1 protein-coding gene is annotated in these 19,694 nt (G+C 71.2%); it reads right to left on the minus strand.

Annotated features, from left to right (window positions below; all coding sequences use genetic code 11):
- Positions 1-142: 142 nt before the first annotated feature.
- The gene (locus VARPA_RS24805) at positions 143-19,687 is read right to left on the minus strand and encodes a glutamate cyclase domain-containing protein (RefSeq protein ID WP_013543337.1); all 19,545 of its coding nucleotides are present in this window, start codon (positions 19,685-19,687) and stop codon (positions 143-145) included.
- Positions 19,688-19,694: the final 7 nt, after the last annotated feature.

Here is a 19,694-nt window from a genome sequence, read left to right on the forward strand (position 1 = left end):
TTGAGGCATTGGCCATAACGCAAATGCATGGTCACGCCCCCCAAAAAAGAGCGCCGCGTTCCTGCCGGAACGCGGCGCCGGGGGCATTTGCGAGCGGCTGCGCGCCAACCCGATGCCGTCGCAGGAACGTCGTGAATCCGCGTCAGTTCACCGTCAGACCCCACTGGCGCTCGGCATAGTTCGCCAGGCCCTGAAGGCTCTGCGGCGTGGCGGGCTCCAGCGTGTAGTAAGCCCCGTCGGGCACGCTGTGCTGCACGCTCACCTGCATGCCAGCCTCGGCGGCATCGGGATCGCTCGCAGGGAAGCTGCCGTCGTCGTCGTCCATCCTGTTGTCGATCAGCCGGTGCGTGGTGGCGATCCAGTCTTGCGCCGGGATGCCGCCGCGCCCGGGCATCGCGAGGCGGAACTGGAGGATCTCCAGCCCCTGCGGCACCGTCTTGCCCTTGGACTTCATGAACTCGTTCCACAGCTGCATCGGCGAGACGCCCTCGTGCGTGGTGTTCAGCAGCGCCGTGGCCTGCTCTTGCGAGAAGCCCATGTCCTTCACCGCCTTGGCCAGCGCCGGGTCGCGCTGGATCTCGCGGGCATCGACGACGTCGTAGTGATGGCGCACGTTGTAGAACTGCTTGAGCGCCGTGAACAGCGCCACCCCCAGCCCGGCCACCGTGGCGGCCTCGGCCGGAATGGCGAGGATCGCCGCCAGCTCCACCGCCCCCGCGCGCGCCAGCGCCGCGCCCGTGAGGTTGACGAGCCCGATGCCGCCGTCGGCGACGCCGGAGATGCCCATGCCGAAGTTCAGCACCGAGATCATCGCCGGCACGTCCTGGGCCTGCCCGATGAAGAGCGCGAGGTCGGCCACGCCCACGCCCGCCGTGCCGGCCGCGAACCACACGCGCCAGGGCGTGGTGCCCTCGACGTCCGGCACGCCGCCGAATGCGATGCGGTTGCCCGCGCGCGAGCCGGTCGCCTGCCAGGTGGTGTAGGGCTTGGCGATGAAGAAGGCCTGCGTGCCCTCGTAGATGCGGTGATACCAGCGCGCATAGTCCGCCACGTCGCCAGCCAGGGGCCGGAAGTTCGTGATGTTCGTCGACAGGTTGTGTGTGAGGAAGCCCGCGTTGGCGGCCCAGCGCAGCACCTGCCCGAACGCCGTGTGGGCGCCGGTGGCGTTGTTGATCCCCTTCGCGCCGATCTTCAGCAGGCCTTGCAGCTTCGAGTCGAGCTCGCCGCCCAGACGGGCCAGTGCATCCACGCGCGCCGCATCGGAGAGGGCCGGATCCAGCTTCTTGACCTTGTCCAGGAACTCATCCACCACCGCGGTGCCTTCGCGCACCTCCGTGGGCGTGAGCTTGAGCGTGGTGGCCAGGCGCTCGGTCTTGCCCTTGAAGGCGTCCCATTGCTTCGCATACCTGAGCGGGTCGGCCGCCATGCTGTTGAACTGCGCGTCCGCCAGCATGGTCCAGCTCATGCGCAGCGACCCCGAGATGTGGCGCGCGACGAACATGGTCGGGTTCAGCAGGTACTCGATCGAGGTGCGCGGGTCGGGAACCTCGAACTTCAGGTCGGCGAGCAGCCGCTCGCGCAACTGCGGGCTGGACTGCTTGGCGAGCTTGAGGTCGTCGGCCTCGTACACCGCCTCGCGCGTCTGGTTGAGCGCGTTCTCCGCCTCGGTGGGCTGCGCGCCGGCGCGCATGCGCACCAGGTCGCGGTCCAGGTCGTCGAGCGACTTCGCCCACTGCGTGACCACCTCGTCGGCGCGATCCAACTGCGCGGCCACCTCGGGGTTGGAGGCGCGATAGTGCCTGCGGCCGGCCTCGCGGTCAGCGGGGGTCTGCGCGCTGAAGTTGGCGAGATAGAAGCTGATCGAAGACCCGACCGAGTTGTGCCCCTTGCCGCGCACGTTCTCCAGCGATTCGGTGAAGCGGCTGTTCTGGGCCTGCAGCCCCTCGTCGATGGCGCCGACCACCTGCTCGCGGCGGTCTCCGTCGCCCCGGTCGAGCAGCGCGTTGGCCAGCGCAACCGGCAGCTTGCCGCCGCTGAGCTCCACCGCCTTCTTCACGGCATGCGGCAGGTTGGAGCCCAACCGCGTGCCCTCCCCGATCCGGTCGTCCAGCAGCCGCACGGCGAAGCGCTCGGCCCATACGGGCTGCGCGGCCATGCCGTCCGCCGCATCGACCAGCGCCGACAGGCCCACCAGGAGCGGCTCCAGGTCGGACATGGTCTTGACCTCGCGCGCACGCCCGGACAGCAGCAGGTGCACCGCCTCGGCCAGCGGCTGCGCCACCTCGGGGGGCGCCTCGCGGTACTGGGCGAGGTAGTCGCCCATCGCCGACAGCGGCAGGTCCGACAACTGCGCCAAGGCCTCGGTGCGCTCGGCGTCGAACAGGCGCACCAGCGGCGCGGCCACCGTCGCGCGGGAAGCCGGATCGCTCGCGTCGAGCTGCCGCGCCATCTCGGCGGCGGCACCCTTGACGTCGCCATCGGCCAGCCGGTGCGACACCACCTCCTCGGCGTCGATGCGTGCCTGCAGGAAGGCGTTGTCCGTCACCCGGCGGTCGTAGCCCAGGTCCTTCGGCCCGATGTCGATCAGCGATGTGAGCACGAAGGTCGCCGGCTGGCGCACGGCCTGCTGGCGCGCTGCCTGCTCGTTGACGAAGGCCGGATGCGTCGCGACGAGGCGCGCGTAGGCGAACTCCGCCTGCACTTCCCCCATGGTGCCCTTGAGCAGGCCTGAATCGCGCACCGCCAGGCGGATCGCCGTGTTGCCCTGCAGGCTGAAGCTGCCGCCCGCGATCAGTTCCGCGCGCAGGCGGTTGGCCGTCTGCAGCGGGTTGGCGCCGGTCTTGGCGTTCTCCTGGAGCACGAGCACCACGCCCTGCGAGAAATCGGACCAGCGCCGGTCCACATCGCCCTGCAGCTTCTGCAGCGCGGCCGGGTCCGGCGCGGGCCGCGCACGCGCGGCATCGAGTTGTCGCTGCAGCTCGTTCGCATCCGAGAGCAGGAAGCGCGTCGCCTGCGACAGCGCCAGCGGCTCGGCGGAGAAGCCGGGCGTCCAGTCGGCCGAGCGCTGTTCCTCCAGCGGGTTCGCGGGCAGGCTCACGATGCCGGTCGGGGCCGCGTCCCTGAACTGGTCCGGGTTGATCGCATGGGTCACGCCCATGCCGAGCATGGCCACCAGCGCGAGCGCGGTCTGCGCCTTGATCGACTTGCGCGTGCCCCAACCGCCCGGCAGCTTGGGCTTCTTCTCCACGCTGGGCAGCGTGAACTGGTCGTCCCCGCGCGGCACGCCTTGCAGGCCGTTGGCGACATCGACCTTGCGCGGCGGCTGGTTGGAGACGACGAACCAGTCGCCCGTGGACTGCGGCGAGGCCTCGCGCGGCGGACGGGTGCGGACCTTGCGGATCAGCAGATCGGGATTGTGGCGCTCGTCCCGGCCCGGGCGGGTCGCCGAGGTGTCGGTGGCGCCGGTCTGCAGATCCTTGGTGTGGTAGCTCGTCTCCTTCGGCGCCTTGGGCTCCAGGCCCAGCTTGCGACCCATCTCGCGGTGCGGCGCCAGGCCGCGCACGCCCTCCCCCGGGACTGTGTGGCCATACCAGCGCACGGTGTTCGTGCCCGCGGCCACGCGGCCCCAGCCGTCGATCTGGGCCATCTGCAGGTCGACCGCCTGCGTCGGGTCGGCGTAGAGGTCGGGCTCGCCCGTCACGCGGTAGATGTAGACGTTGTCGTTGCCGAAGCCGCCGTTCTGCAGCCGTTTCCAGATGTCGGGCCATTCGTCGCCGCGGAAGGCGGCGCTCAGCGGCGGCGGGGCGGCCTTGGGCGCGGTCTGCACCGTGGCCGCCTCGGCCGCCTTTGCTTTCGCGCCCTTCTTCCTTTTCCCGCCCTTGGCGCTGCTGGCCGCCGCCTTCGCCAGCGCCGCAGCGGCAGCCGCCGCGGCCGTGGCTGCCGCGCGGTCGGCCTCGACCTCGCGCGCCGCCTGGCGGAACAGCTCGTTCATGCCCACGTGCACCTCGGGACCGTACCCCGCGGCATCGTCGATGGCGCTGCGCGACTGGCTGTCGACGCCGCCGTTGGCGGTGATCGCGCGGATCACCAGCGGCACCTCGTCCGAGGTCGGCAGCAGGTTGTGGTTGCCGGTCGAGGCCTCGAGCGCCGCCACCACCGCATCGGCGCCCCAGCTTCCCACGCCGGCCGTGACCACCTGCGCCGTGATCTCCGATGCGATCCGCTGCCCGTTGGGAGCGCGGCGCACGCGCTTGTCCACGCTGCCGGTGCCGGCGTCGGGGCCGTCGCGCACGACCGCCATCACCTCGATCTGCGGCCCGCCCGCGGCGTTGAGTTCGCGCGCGGCGTAGAAGAACTGGTAGAGGGCCGCCACGTCGTCGGTGATGCGCTCGCCGGCCGAGTTCCAGCAGTCGCCCTCGGCGTCGCGGCCCGGCACCTGCACTCCCATCAGGGCATCGGTGCCCATGTCCTGCAGCATGCGCAACGTCTCGGCGCGCGCTTGCGGCCCGGCACGCAGGCCGAAGCCGACGACCTTGACGTCATCGCGCCCGAGCGCCTTGAGCGCCGCCTCCAGCGGCTTCACGTTGGAAGGCATGGTGACGCAGGTCGTCTCCTTGCCCAGCTTGGCCAGCGCGCTCGCAATCGTGGCCGCGCCCTTGGTGCTGTCCGAGTCGGGGGCCAGCCCGTTCGCGGTCCGCACCGGGGTGCCGACGACGACCAGCGGCTTGTCCGCCTTCGCCAGGCTCTCCGCGGCCCGGTAAGCACCGCCCGGCACGTGGATCGGGTGGCTGCGCCCCGAGGGGTCGTAAGCCTGCAGGGCGTCGATCGGGTCGCCCGCGCTCTCGTTGTCCAGCACCTCCAGCGCCTTGTCGAGCGCAGCATTGGCGTTGAACTCGGCCGGCGGCACCGCCATCAGCGTGATGTCCTCGCGTTGCAACGCGATCCGCGCCGCCTGCAGCACGTCGTTCTGGTCGACGGTCGCCTTGGCCGGGTCCACGCCGGCGGCGATCGCGGTCTGCTTGTCCTCGACGGCGGAGGTCACCACCACCACCTTGCCGGGCCCGCCGCCCATGCCCGGCGGCAGCGTCTTGGCCATCTCGATGGCCTGCAGCGTCTGGTAGGCCATGGGATTGACCATCTTCACGTCCGAGCGGCCGCGCTGGGCGAGCGACTTGGCGAAGAAGCGCTCGAGCTCGGGATAGTGCGTGCAGCACCACGAGACGGTAGTGACGTCCGGCTTGGCCGCCAGGATCTTGTCGGCGTAGTGGTCGGCGGCGTCCTGCATGCGCTGCTGCAGCGCCGGATTCATCGGGTCGGCCAGGAACACGTTCACGATGCCGGCCAGGTCGAAGCCCGCGTCGGTGCCGCCCACAGGCAGCACCTCGTTGTCGCGGTAGACGCCGATCAGGTTGGTGCCCGGCAGCGGCAAGGTCGCCGTGGGTTCGGTCGAGAAGGCGACCACGCGCTCCCCCGCGTCGACCAGGCCCTTGTGGAACTCCCGCGTGCTCAGGATCAGGTCGACCACCGGGACGCCGATGCCGCGCGCGTACTGGTCCAGGCCCGAGGTGCAGGCCGTGTTGCAGCCCATCACCATCAGATGGATGCCCAGCGCGTCGCCGACCTGCAGGCCGCCGTTGGTGCGGTCGGCGATCGCCGTCACGCCGCCGACGCGACCCAGCTCGCCGTAGGTGCCGGCACCGTGGTCGCCGATGATCACCAGATCGACCCGGGCACCCGTGCGCTCCTCGACGCCGCGCTTGATCTCGGCGGCAGCGAGGATGCCGCCGTTTCCGGAGTCGAACACGCCCAGGCGCAGCCGCACGCCGCGCAGGTCGGGCTCGAACTTGCCGGGCGCCGCCTGCGCGCTCACCCTCAGCATGGCGGCGACCGCGCCTTCCACTGTCGGCGACATGCCGCCGACGCCGGCACTGCGGCCGCGCCCGTCGAGCTTGTACGGCTGGTCACTGAGGGTCACGCTGTCGACCGCGCGGGCGCGCATCATGTCGATGACCATCTTCGAGATGGCCTTCTCGGTCGGCACCGCGTTCAGCGCGCCCGCGCGGCGCAGCATCTCGGTGGCGAAGGCATAGCCCACCCAGTTGGTACGCCCGCCGGTCATCGCCACGTCGGCGCGCACGATCGAGGCGATGAGCGTGCCGTCGGGCGCCGGCTGCACGCGCGGATGCACCTCGGGGTTGCCGCCGCCGACTTCGTTGCCGATGTCCAGGCCCACGATGGACGTGGTGTTCGGGCGCTTGTAGGCGTCGATGAAAATCTGGTCGATGCCCGAGACGGCCTCGCTCACGTTCTTGCCGCTGCTGTCGCGGTAGTCGCCGTTCACCGTGCGCCCGGGCACGTCGTATCCCATCAGCAGGTCCGGCTCGAACTTGTTCACGAACGCCTGCGAGCGCGCCTCTCGCCGCCTGCCCCAGGGAAGGCGCTTGTTGAACACCACGATCTCGTAGTCGATGCCGGGCCGCTCGCCCAGCGATTGCAGCGCCGCTTCCATCACGCGCTTGTAGGTCCGGTCCACCACGTAGCGGACCTTCAGGTCCACGCCGTGCTTCTGCTGCATGTACAGCCGCGCGGCATAGCCGGACGCCACCGCTCCGCCGGGACCGCTGGTCTCCGGCCGCCGCTGGAGGTTCGCATAACCGGCCGCGATCACCACGCTGGGCACGCGCCCGGCTTCCACGGCGCGATCGAGCGCGGCTTGCGCCGCCTCTGCGCCCTCCTCGATGCCGCCCTGCTTGAAGATGTACTCGGCCGGACGGCCCACCGGCATCGTCAGCACCGCGTTGTAGATGTGGCCCCTGCCCGCGGGCCGCAGGTCCACATGCGGCCAGGCCTGCGCATCCGGGTTGGCGATGGCCACCGGCAGCAGCGTGCCGCCTGAGAGCACCACGTGCGTGGCGAGCACCATGTCGCTCGAGGCCTTGTGCCAGGCCACGGGCGGCTGGCCATTGGCGGCCACCGGGGCCATCACGACGTGCACGGATGCGCCGTCGGGCCGCTTTGCGGCCGCCTTCACCGCCTGCTCCAGGGTCTCGTGCACGTTCGACTTCTTGCCGCGCAGGCCATCGGGTCCGAACAGCACCTGGCTGGCGTTGCGCGTTTCCACCACGTAGCGCTTCTCCCATCCGTGGGGAGCGTCCTGCGCGATCGCGCGCTGCGTGGCGGTGTCGGCCTCCGAAAGCTCCATGTCTGGCGAGATGGCGCCGATCTGCTGCGTCTTGGGGTCCTGCGCGAGCGCCGACTCGATGGCGCCGGCCAGCGCCTCCCAACTGCGCGAAGGGCCGAACGAATCCGGTGGCGCGGGCCGCGTGCGGCCGTGGGACGGTGTGGCCGCGGCGGGCGCGGTCCCGGCGAAGCGGCCCTGGGGCCAGTGCGCGGGCAGCCGTTCATCGGCCAGTGCCTGCTGCCGGCGCAGCTCATCCTCCGAGCTGCGCGTGCGGTCCACCCGCGCGGCGTCGCCGCCGGCGTGCGTCTCGATCACGTAGACCTCGCCGGCCTCGAAGTCCTGCACGTAGCGGCCCGAGATGCCGTCGATCATCACGACCGCCTCGCCGCGACGCTCGTAATTGAACATGTGCGCGATGCGCGAGCCGTCAGGATCGTTCATCGCGACGAAGCCGGTGGCCTCGCCGGGCAGGCCCGCGAGGTGCGCACGAGCTGCCGCGGCGCTGCCGAACTTGCGGATCGGCGGATCGCCGTAGATGGCGCGCACGTCCTGCAGCGTCTTCGCCTCGGAAGGCACGGCGCTCATGGCGGTCTCGTCGGAGGCGCTGCGCAGGCGGTCGATGGTCACGGCCACGTTCACGCAGGCGGTCAGCGAATGCCTGGCGTTCACCGCCATGAAGCGCCGATCGCCGCCCGTGAGCTCCTGTGGATACAGCTTGATGCCGCGCTCGGGCCAATGCCCGGCCGGGCCCGGGTGGGCTTGCGCCGAGGGCGGTTGCAGGGCCTGGACCTCCTGCGGGCTGACCGGTTTGCCGCGCTGCCGCCCCAACCTGTCCAGCAGCCCCAGGGCCCGATAGTGGGCCTCCTGCAGCGGCGCGATGCTCTCTTCGGGGCGCTGGTTGGCCTGCGCTTCGGCGAGCGCGCGCGCGGCCGCCGTCTGCACCTTCTCCTGCATGCGCAGCGCGAGATCGCGGGCCGCCGCATCGTTCCTGTCCACCATCGCGCTCATGTGCGCCGGGGGTGCGCCGAGCAGCCGCGTCTGGGGTGGCGCGGGCTCACTGTGCAGGTTCATCAGTCCGCCCAACTGGGTGCGCATCGCCTGGGCGAGCGCGAGGTCGCGCTGCCGCTCCAGCAGCCGTTCGGGCGTTTCGCGGGCCAGCGCTTCCCCGGCCTGCCGCGCGGCTTCCGCGCGCTGGGCGATGGCGTCGATCTGCGCGCGCAGCGGCACCAGTGCCTTCGCCACCGCAGGACTGGTCGGTGCCGGGGCGGTCTCGCCCGGCTGGGCGCCCGCCGGCATCGAAGGCGCCCGGGTCTGCGGCCCGTCGAAATAGATGGCGCCAGCCTTGGCGAACTGGCTCTCGTGGCCCTGGCGCAAGCGACCATCGAAATCAGGGTCGACGAAGTTGGTGTGCTCGAAGCTTTCCGCATCGGCCACGCGGGGGTCGACCTCTGCGCGTTGCGCGCGCAGCTCGGGCAGTTTAGGAATCTCGGCCCTGGAGCCGCCAACCGCCCCGATCACCTGCTCCAGCGCCTCGGCTGCATCGGTCAGCGCACGGGCGTTGGCGGCGCGCTGCGGCGCCTGGCGTTCCAGATGCAGGGCAAGGCCGGCGGTGTGCATCATCGCGGCGAGCCGGGACGGATCGGCCGCAAGCGCAGCCTCCCGCTCGCGCGCCAGTTGTGCCTGCCGCTCGGCCTCGAAGGCCCGGGCCTGCACCATCGCATTCTGGTAGGCCGGTGTGCCGGTGAACGACTCGCCGTCGCCCAGCGGCCGGCGCGCGGTGAGTTCACCGATCTGTACGCGCCCGTCGGCCTCCACCGTGAGAGCGAAGTTCTCGTAGGCAAGGAGCTCGCCGTCGAGGATGCGCGCGATCTCCTCCAGGTCGCGCACCGGCTGCGCCGTTGCCGCGTCCGCGGATTGCGCCGTCGGCCGCGAATCAGGGCGCCGCACCACGACGCCGGCCCGGTCGTTCGGCAGCGCGATCGTGCCGAACACCTGCTGCACCAGCCGGTCGCCCAGCCCGGCCTGGATGTGCTCGAAGATGCCGTGCAGTTCACGGTTCAGCTTCTCGCGCTGCCGCGCCGTTTCCATCATCTTGCTTGCCTGGAACATCGGCGGGACGCGCGGCACCGGCGGCACCATCACCAGCCAGTGCTCGCCCAGCGCGCGCATCTGGTGCGCGCGGCCGTCCGTCGGCGCACCGAAGGCCTTGTCGAAGACCGCCGCGTCGCCGCGAACGCCGTCCCAGAAATAGTGCTGGCCGTCCGTCGCCTCGTAGACGCCGGCACCGGCGTCGTCCAGCACCAGCACGGTCGCCGCCTGAGCGATCGCCGCCGGCCGCTGCGGCGCGGCGGCGCCCTGCGGCACGCGGCCGACCTGGCCCTTGTGCCAGAAGAAAGGCAATTGACCGCCGGCTGCGACGTCCGCCGCGTACCTCGGATAGCTGTCCAGCGGCACGGGCTGCAGCAGCAACTGCGGGCGGGACGACTGCAGCGGCTTGCCGTCCACGTGGGTGACGATCACATGCACTTCGCCGGCCTCGAAGGCGATCACCTCACGTCTCATGGATGCATCGGTCATGCGCACGTCGCCGTCCTTCGAGACGACGTTGATCATGTGCGAGACCTTGTCGCCCGTGCGGTCGACCAGCAGCAGGTAGCCGTTCAACGCCTGGTCGCTCGCGGCGATCGAGCGCAGGGCGTCGTCGCTGTTCGTGTAGCGTTCATAAGCCACCTCGCCGTGGAAGGCCTGGATCTCGCCGAGCGTCCGGATGCCGCCCACGAGCACCGACATGGCGTGCGGCCCCTCGGGGTTGGCCAAGCGCTGGTTCATGGCCAGCGCGCTGGGCACGCAGGCGTCGTCGACGTTGCGCGGGTTCAGCCCTTTGGCCCGCGGATCGGGCTCGCCGTAGGTGATCTCGGGGGCGACCGGTGGCCGCTCGAGGTGCCGGCCCAGCACCGGCGTTTGCGCGTCCGCGACGCGGTCCGTCGGGCGGTCCATGTCGTCCAGGAGGGCCTGCAGGCGCTCGATCATGCCCGGCGCCAGGACGGCGGACTTGCCCCATTGGGCCTTGCGCTCGTTCGACTTTTCCTGTCTGGTACGGTAGTCCATCAGCCCGGTGAGCTTCACGGCCTCGCCGACCACGCGGGCCTCCAGCCACGCGACATCGGAGGCGGAGTCGCCCCGCTCCTTCGCGGCCGAAGCGGCGACCTGCGCGTCGAACTCGCGCCGCGCCTGCACCGCCACGGCGACGTCGAAGCCCGGTATGGACGCGCGATCGCTGGGCGTCGTCTTGCCTTCGGGCAAGCGCGGAATCCATTCGTTGGGCGAACGGGGGAACGACCTGAGCCCCTGCAGGGACTGCACCAGCGCAAGTTGCGTCTGCAGCAGCACCCGATCCAGCGCCTTGCCCTCGGCTTGCAGCCGCGCATCGATCGGCTCGGCGGTGCCGGCCAGGCGCTCGGCCACGGGCTGGCGCCAGTCGCGCATCTGCCGCATCACTTCGGCGAGCACGTGCGAGGGCTTGTGCGCATCGGCCGCCGTGGCGGTCGTCGCCGACGGCTCGGCCAGCGGGGCGCCGTCCAGCGCGCCGAGCAGGCCGGCGATCTCCCGTTCCTGCGCCGCCAGCAACTGCTGGTTCGGTTCGTACTGCGGCTCGGGCGACTGCGCATGCCACTTCGCCGCGAATGCGGCATCGGCCATGTCCAACAGCCGCATGCGTTCCCTGGGACCGGCGGGGCGCTCCAGGGTGTCGTAGCTGTTCCAGACCGCGGCGATGTCGCGCACGCTCAGGGGCTCGCCCAGCTTGCGCTCGCGCATCCCCAGCGGGTCGCTCACGACCGCGTGGCCGTTCCTGTCGACCAGCATCTGCAGGTCGAAGATGGTCATTCCCGAGCGCCGCAGCACCTGGTAGATCGCCGCCACGTCGGCGCGGGTCCGCGCGATGTCGTGCGTGAGGAAGCTCGAGCCGGCGCCGCCGCGCGAGGCGCCGCGCATCCGGGGATAGATCACCGCCATGCGCCCGTCGGCTAGCACCAGCGGGCCATGCTGGGAGAGCACGTAGCGCTCTCCCGCCCCCGGCTCGGTCTTCTCGAACACCGCGCGCACCGCCTCCAGGGCCTCGAAGCGCTCGTTGATCGTGGTGGGACCGTAGGTGAACGCGTCGACGCTGCGATCGGGGTCGTCGCGGGCGATGGCGATCACCCAGTCGTTCCCGAGCCCGTGCACGTTCATGTACGCGCCCTGGCCGACCCTGTTCGGCGACAGCGCCGCGTCGAAGGGCTGCGGATCGCGGCCTTCGCCTTCCCAGAGGTAGGTGACGTCGTGCTCGGCGTTGTAGTAGAGGCCCGCGCCCTCGGGCGACAGCGGCAGCACGGGTTGGGCGTTGCGGATCGCCTCGGGCATGCGGCCGGCCGGGTCCGCCACGCCGGCGCCGGCGCCGGCGGCGGCCGCGGCACGCGATGCGGCATCGATGCCCAGCATGCGCTGCAGCCAGTGCGGCCAGGCGCCCACGGAATCGCGCGGCCAGCCTTCGGGCAGGTGCCGGCCCTCGGCCACGTCCTTCGCATAGGCCTGGTAATCCTTCAGCGGCACCGGGCGCCCGAGCGAGGGGATCGCCGAGACCGGCCGGCCGTCGCGATGGGTCACGATGACCGTCGCGCCGGGCGCCTCCATCGATCGCACCTCCTTGCCGGCGAGCGCATCGATGACGCGCAGCCCGCGATCGGTGCGCGCGAAGTTCAGCAGGTGCGCGTGGGCCTGGCCGCTGCCCGCGGACAGCGCGATGTAGCCCTGTGCGCCGGGCTCCAGGGTGTCCAGGAACTCGCGCGCGGCCTGCGCATTCGCGAAGGTCTCGACCTGTGCCTTGCCATGGGCGGCATGCACCGGGCCGAGGGTGCTGGCCCCGCCGACGGCCACGGACCTGTCCGCCTCGCCCGCGGCGGAGGCGAGTCGCGCGCCAATGGCCAAGGCCGCGGGCACGCAGGCGTTCTCCACCCCGTCAGGGTGGACCAGTCCTTCGGCGAGCTGGCCGATCCCCTCCCCGTGCACGACGTGCCATGGCGGGGTTTCGCTCCCCGGCAGCGAGAGGCGCGCGAGCGACTCCGCGCGCTCCTGCAGCCGGGTCCGCGCGGCGTCCGCATCGGGGCCGGGCCCGCCGTTGCCGAGCTGGAACGAGCGCTGCGCGAGCTGCTCGCTCAAGGCCATGAGCAGGCGGCGCTGCCCATCGACCACCGCGCGCACCGCTTCAAGCCCGGGCGGCGCGAGCGGCTGGGCGGCAAGCAGCGACCGCATCTCCTGCTCGCTCGCATGCATGCGCTCGAACAGCGCGAGCAGCTTCGGCGTGAGACCCGCGCCGCGGAATTCTTCGGACCCGCGCTCGGCGGCCTCGCCGTCCTGCGAGATCGCCTCGTCCACGCGCCTCAAGGCACCCAGGTGCGCGAGGGCATGCTCCTGCGCGGCCCAGACCTGATCGAGCGACAGCAGGCCGATCTCGCCCGAAGCCGCCGCTGCGGTGTCCGGCAGGCTGACCGGCGGTGCGTCGCTGCGCCCGGGTTGGCGAGCGTGCGTGGGAAAGCTTTGCAGCGCCGAGCTCTCGATTTCATCGCCGAGGCCGGGGTTGCCGTCGCGCCACTCCATCACCGCGTCGAACCGCGTCCGCTGCTGCGCCGCGTCCATGAGCCTGTCGGCGCCCTCCTGGATGCCCGCTTCCTTTCGTGCCAGCGTCGGAATGTCCGGCGGCGCGTCGCCGCGCGGCGCCAGGGTCGAGCCCAGTTCCGCGAAACGGCCCAGCAGCCGCCTTTGCGCAGTGAGGATCGCCAGGTCGAGATCCACGCGCTTGGCCTCGAAGGGATCGTCGCCGCGCTGCGCGTCGTCCTGCGAGGTTGCATTGCGCTCGCGCATCGCATCGCGCTGGTGCGAGAACAGGGCCAGCAGCCTGGCGAATTCGGCCGGCGCCTCGGGCGGCACCTGGGAAAGCATCGTCTCGCCCGCCAACCCGCCTTCCTGCGCCTTGCCGGAGCGCAGCGCGTCGTCAAGCGCCCAGACGGCCTGCCAGTGGCTGTCGAACGTGCGACCGAGCTTCTCGCGCATGGGCGCATCCACGCCGATGAAGGCCCGCATCGCGGCGGCCACGATGTCCGGCATCTCCCGGGGCGACACGCCCGCCTGCTGCGCCGCCAGCTCGGACATGGCCAGCGCCCGGCGCAGCCAGCCGGCCAGCGCGTCGGGCGGGGTGTCACCTCGCAACGCCGCATCCCCGGCATCCGCGATGCGTCCGGACTCGGCATCGTCGAAGCCCTTGCGCTCCTGCGACCGCGCGGCCACCCGTGCGGCCGTGCCCTTCACGATCGCCGCCCAGAGGGCAGGATCCTGCGCGGTGCTCTCGAGGCACGCCTGCACCTGTTCGCCATCGCCCAGTTCGCCGCGAAGCATCGCGCTCGCGTCGCGGTCGTCCATGCGCTCGTTGCCGATGCGGCGCAGCACGTCCGTCAGGCCCTTCAGGTCGTCCAGATGCCGCGCCTCGAGGTGGGCGTTGTCGATCAGACCCTGCAGCCCGCGCAGCAGCGCACCCTGGGCATCGAGCAGGCGGCGATCCAGTTGCCGGTTGCGCGCCTGGAAGAATTCCTCGCCGTCCGGGTGGCCCCGAAAGACGGGCCGGTGATCCTTTCCGATGCGCTCCACCACCTCCGACCGCTGCTGGCGCAGTTGGACCAGCAGTCCGGCCAGCTCGGACAGGAACGCGTGCGATTCCAGCGCCGCGAGGTCCAGCCTGTGGGCATCGTCGCCAGGCGCGACGCGCCGGGTCGCCGGCAGGTCGAGCTGTTCCTTCAGGTCCAGCAGGGCCAGTTGTTCGGCGTCCAGCTGCTGGGCGAGCTGCGCGCGCCGATCGACCGGAAGCGCACGCGCCTCGCCCGCCGCGCGCGCGGCGCGGTGCACGAACGCCTCGGGATCCATCGGCTGGCCGGCATCGCCGGCGCGCGCGCCGTCGTCCTTGCCCACCAGCCCCTTGAACCATCCGTCAGGCAGGAACTTGCCCCTCGCCACGTCCTGCGCGTGGCGGCCGTAGTCGCGCAGCAGCACCGGCTGTTTCAGCAGCAACGGCTGCTCGGCCGTGAGCCGGCCGTCGCGGTGGGTGACGATCACCTCCACCCGGCCACCGGCGAGCGACTTCACGTTGCGCCCCGCCACGCCGTCGATGATCTGCAGGCGGCCGCCGCGGGTCTGGAAGTTCAGCATGTGCGCGATGTGCTCGCCATCCTCGCCCAGCATGACGATGTAGCCTTGCGCGTTCTGCTTGCCGCCCTGCAGGAAGCGCTGCGCATTCTCCGCGCTCGAGAACGCGACGTGCTCGACCGCGCCGTGCAGCGCGTGCACCTCGCCCAAGGTGGTGGCCTTGGATTCGCGGACCGTGTCCAGCGTCGAGAACGGCAGCATGCCGTGCTCGCCGGTCGTGGACTGCAGGCGCCGGCCCAGCGCGAGCGCGATCGGCACGCAGGCGTCCTTCAGGCCTTGCGGGTTGAGGCCGCGCGCCAGCGGATTGATCTTGCCGTGCACCAAGTCCCAGCTGCCGGGCGTCGCCGTCGCTTTCGGCAGCGGGCGCTGGCCGATCGAGGCGCCATGCGGGCGCCTGCGCGCGCCCCTCGGCGCGCGGCGGCGGTTCGCGGGCGCCGTATCGAAGGCAGCCGATGCGTTGCTGCTCTTGCCCGTCCCGGGCTGCGTGCCGTTGTTCTGCGCGGCCGCCTTCAGCGCGGCCAGCGCGGGATGGAACAGGTTGGGAATCGCATTGGCCGCGAGCGGCCCCGGCGCCCCGCCGGAACCCGTGGACACGTTGACCTTCACCCCGGGCGGCAGCGCCGGCATCGAGGGCTTGCCCGCGCCGGCGCCCGTACCCGTGCCGCCGCTGCTGCCGCCCCTCGCGCTCGCGCCCGTCGTGGGCGGCGTGTGTCCGCCCGCCGTTCCCGGCGTGCCCGGGGTTCCCGGTGCGCCCTTGGCCGTGCCGCCAGCCGGCGGCACCACCAAGGGCTGGACCCGCGGCAGGCCGCCCGCGCCCGCACCCGGGTTCGACAGCCCTGCCATGGCCTGCTGGTGCTGCTTGTTCGCCAGCGGGTGGGTGATGAGGTCGCCGGCCGTGCCGCCCACGCTCTCGATCAGCGCGCCGATGTATTCGCCCTTGTTGGCCCAGCGCCCTTCGGTCGCGAGCGAGCTGGCGTTGGCCTCCACGATGCCCGAGGCCCCTTCGTTGGCGAACTGCATCGCCGCGCCGACAACGGGCATGCTCTTCGGCAGCGGCAGCCCACCCGAGATCGCGCCCGAGACAGGCGCCACTGCCAGCCCGACCATGGTGCCGAGCATCGAATCCTGGATTCGCTTGGTGCCCTGCTCCGTGCCCCACTGGCCGTCGAAGGCGACCTCGACCACGTCGGCGCCGAAGTTGCCGAAGCCTTCCACCGCGGCCCCGGTCTCGCCCACCACGGCGCCGATCGCCGCGCGCCGGGTCAAGGTCGATGTGCCCCAGCGCGCGCCCAGGCTGACGGCGGTGCGCGCGCCCGCCACCACGCCGCCGACGCTCGCGCCGCTGCGCAGCCAGTTGTCGACCTCGCTCTTGGCGTAGGTGCCCAGGTCGCTCCACTGCGCCTTGCCGGTCACCAGCTTCGCGCTCCAGCCGGCGAACGAGACGTTGCCGTCGGCCGCGACGTTGCGGCCGTTCATGAAGGCCCAGCCGTCATTGACGGTGTCGATGGTGCTCATCACGCCCTTGGCGGCGGCGACCGCCAGCCAGGGGTTCTTCGTGACCACGCCGACCACGACACCCGCCAGGATGCCCGCGGTCGTCTTCACCGAGGTGTCCACCGTGTCCCAGAGCTGGTCGTCGGACTCGGTCGCGCGACGGTAGCCGAGCGCCTGGCGGCCGTAGCCGCGCGAGATCTGTTCCTGCCGGTCGTAGAAGCTGTTCAGCGTGATGTCGCCGCTCGCAAGGTCGTTCTTGAGGTCCTGGGCGTCGTTTCGCTGGCTGCCGATGAAGTCGCGCTCCTTCGTCGCATCCTCGTCGCCGAACCACGTCCACGACCAGAAGTCGCGCAGCGCGCTGTGCTTCTCGATCCCGGCGTCGGCCTTCTTCAGGTCCGCGTCGATATCGTCCACCAGCTTCTGGGCGATGTCCTTGGCCTCGACCTTGGCTTTTTCCTGCGCGTCCAGCGCCGGCTTGAGGGCCTGCAGCTCGGGCAGCTTCATCAGCTCGTCCAGGCCGCTCTGGCGCGCCTCGGCGGCGCGCACGCTGGTGTTCGGGCCGTTGTGCAGCCCGATGGCGTCCAGTTGCGCCGCGAGCGCCGGATGCTCGGCGCGCCAGCGCTCGACGAAGGCGCTCGCCTCGCGGTTGCGCCGCTCGCTGCCTGCCGTCTCAAGCTGATTGATCTGCAGGCCCCGGTCGATACCCGACTGCTCGGTTTGCTTCTGGTACTTCTCGGCGGCCTCCTTGCTGTCCTCGGTGTAGTAGCGCGCCGCGCCGGGCAGCGACATGAAATGGTCGACGTACTGGATCTGCGCCCGGGCATCGAGGGTGTCGATGTCGAGCAGGTCGTTGTCGCGCTGCAGCGCCTCGAGGTCACCCTGTCCCGGGTAGAGGCCCGGGAAGGTGTCCGGGTTCTTCGCCATCCAGGCGTCCTTGTCGGCCTGCGCCCGCGCGATGGCACCGTCGTTCACCGACTTGTCGGCCGCATTGCTTTCCGTGCGCGCGTGCGCGGCCTCTCCCTGCGCCTGCAGCAGGTCGTCACGCGCGGTATTGCGGGCGGCCCAGGCGTCGCGCGCGGACTGCGAGAGATTGGGCGGCGGCGAGCCCTCGTCGGCATCGCGCTGCCAGCGCTCGAAGTCTTCCCAGGCGATCTTGTATTCCTCCTCGACGCTCGCATAGATCGGCTTGAACGGCTCGATGCCCTGCTTGCGGTCTGCTTCGATCTGCTCGGGGCTCTTGCCGCCGTAAAGGTAGGTGGTCTCCTTCCACTGGATGAACTCCCTGTAGAGCGCGGCATCGGCCTGCGTGAGCGCCTGCTGCTTGACGAGCACGTTGCTGTCGGCCTCCATCTCGCGCACGTTCGCCCCGGAGGCGTGGACCGTGCGGCTCATGTTGTCCACGTTGGCCAGCGCCCCGGGCAAGGCCGCGTTGGCCAGGCTGTGCAGCTCGCTGCCCGGCGGCGCGTGCACCGCATATCCATAGATTTCGACGGCCTGCCGATCGGACTGGTATTGCAGCTGCGAGGCCGCGACCTGGGTGGCGCGCCCCTGGTCGCCGTTGGAAAGCCCCTGCTTGAGCGCGATGAGCTGCTTGCGCTCCTGCTGCAGTTCGGCGACCGGCTCGCCCGTCCTGCGGTTGATGTCGATGGCCTGGTTCACATCGGCCAGGCGCGCATCGTAGGCCGCGCCCGCCGTCACCCCCCGTTGATCGGCCTTCTGCTGCATGTAGCCCACGCCGCCGGAGAGCGTGACGGGCCCGTCCTGTCCCGTGAGCGGATCGTGGTTCACCTCGAAAGCCTGGTCGCCGGCCACGAATTCGCGCACGGGTTCGGGGCCCTTCGATGGATCGAAGCGCTCCACGACCAGTGCGTTGCTGGACGGGTCGTAGATCGTGCGGGTGCGCACGTTGCCATTTGCGGCGCTGGGCGCCTCGTCGAACACGTTGTCGGCGCCCAGCGCCTTCAGAACCACGTCTTCGCTCACGCCAAGGCGGGCGGCTGTCTCGGGAATGCCGAGCCTGTCGGTGAAGACCGCGCCGCGCGCGGCCTGGGTCTGCGCCTCGCCCGCCGTCAGTTCGCCCTCCAGCGTGAGTTCGCGTCCGTTGGCCGTGGTGTAGACGCTCTGCCGCGTGCCGTCTTCGGCCGTGCGGGTCTGGAGCTTGGAGCCGTCTGCCAGGTATTCGGTGCGGCTCGTGCGGGTGCTGGAGACCGTCAGTTCCTGGCCCACGTGCAACTGGTCGGGATTGCTCAGGCCGTTGACTTCCACGAACTGCTGCCAGCTCATGGTGCCTTTGCTCGCGAAGATGCCGCTCGCGTTCTCCCCGGGCTTGACCACGTGGACGACGGGCTGGCCCATCTGCGTCACCGTCTCGCTCAGCAGGCGGCCGTTGCCATCCTCGACCGTCACCTTGACCGAATTGGACTGCGGTTGCTCGATGGTCGATACGACCTGCCCCGTGGCGGGATCGCGCACGGTGTTCGCGCTGGTCTTGCCGCTGCCTTCGGCCCAGGCATGGACCTGGCGGCGGCCGCCTTCGGCGGCGGGGTCGACGAACGAGCCCGTCACGGTCACCCGGCCGTGCTGGTAGTCGTGCGTGAAGGTGGCTTCCGCATCGCGCTGCTTCACCGTGATCGATTGCACGTCGCCGTTGTCCGCGGTGGGCGCGACCTCGGGCGAGATATGCACGCCCGAGCGCTCGGCCTCCCCGACCAGTTCGTCCACGCTGATGCTGCGCGACTCGGCGATCTGCTTCAGGCTCTTGCCCCCTGCAATGCCGCGCAGCGTGGCGTCCACGTTCTGCGCCTGCGTGGGCGGCTGGCCCGAGGCGTCGGCGGCACCCTGCGGCTGTGCGGTAGGCACGGGGACGTTGAGCAAGCCAGCGAGCGGGGTGGCCGACAGCGACTTGTCCTGGTCCTGGATGCCGTCGGCCACCTTCATCGCGCGCGGCGGGCTCATGCGCTTCACGTCCGCTTCGGAAGCGAGCATCTGGGGCCCGCCGAAGCCTTGCACGCCGCCGGCCTTGCCGTCGTAGTCGGAGCGGGCCTGGTCGGCCTCTGCGCGAAGGCGCGTGGCCTCGTTGCGCGCGGTGTCGATCGCGGCCCATTCCTCGCGTCCCAGCGCGTGCGACGGCAGGCCGACGGGTGGCGCCACCTCGGCGGCGTGTTCCTCGGCTTCGAGCGCCTTGACTTCCTTGTCCTCGACGCCGACGAACTCCACTGCGCGGTCGTGCCCGCGCTGCGCGGCCGCCAGACCGCTCTCGGCATCGCGCACGGCCTGGTCGGTCGCGCCGGAGGAGGTGCCGTCCGGGCTTTGCAGCTGCTCCTGCGTCTGCAGGACGCGCTTTTCCTTGAGCTCGGCGTCGCGCGCTTTCATCGCGGCGTCGGCTTCCTGCTCACGCGCATGCGCCTCGAGCTGGCGCTGCCTGCGCTCGGCCGCGTTCGCGGCCTGGATGTCTGCCGGCGCCTTCGTCTGCTCGGCCTGCTGGCGTGCCGCATCGGCCTGCTGCCGCGCCGCATCCGCTTCACGCCGCGCCTGGGCGGCGGCCTCGGCCGCGATGCGCGCCTGCTCCTGCGCCTTGCGCAGTGCTTCCAGCAGGGCCTCGAGTTGCCGCCGGAGCTCGGCGGCGCGCGCGGCCGCGGCATCGTTGTTGTTGTTGCTGCCGCCGTTCACGTTCTGGTTGCCCGAACCGCCGGTGGGCGCCGGCTGCGGTTGAGCGGCGGCAGGCTGGGGCGCGGGGACGGTTGCGCGGGGGGACCTTCCGTCCGGCATCATGATCATGGCCATCTCGTTT

The organism is Variovorax paradoxus EPS (genome assembly GCF_000184745.1).
GTDB lineage: Bacteria > Pseudomonadota > Gammaproteobacteria > Burkholderiales > Burkholderiaceae_C > Variovorax > Variovorax paradoxus_C.

What these genes read in the sequence shown, in the direction of transcription:
- VARPA_RS24805 (WP_013543337.1), bottom strand. Translation starts at nt 19,687, where the DNA reads ATGGCCATGATCATGATGCCGGACGGAAGGTCCCCCCGCGCAACCGTC.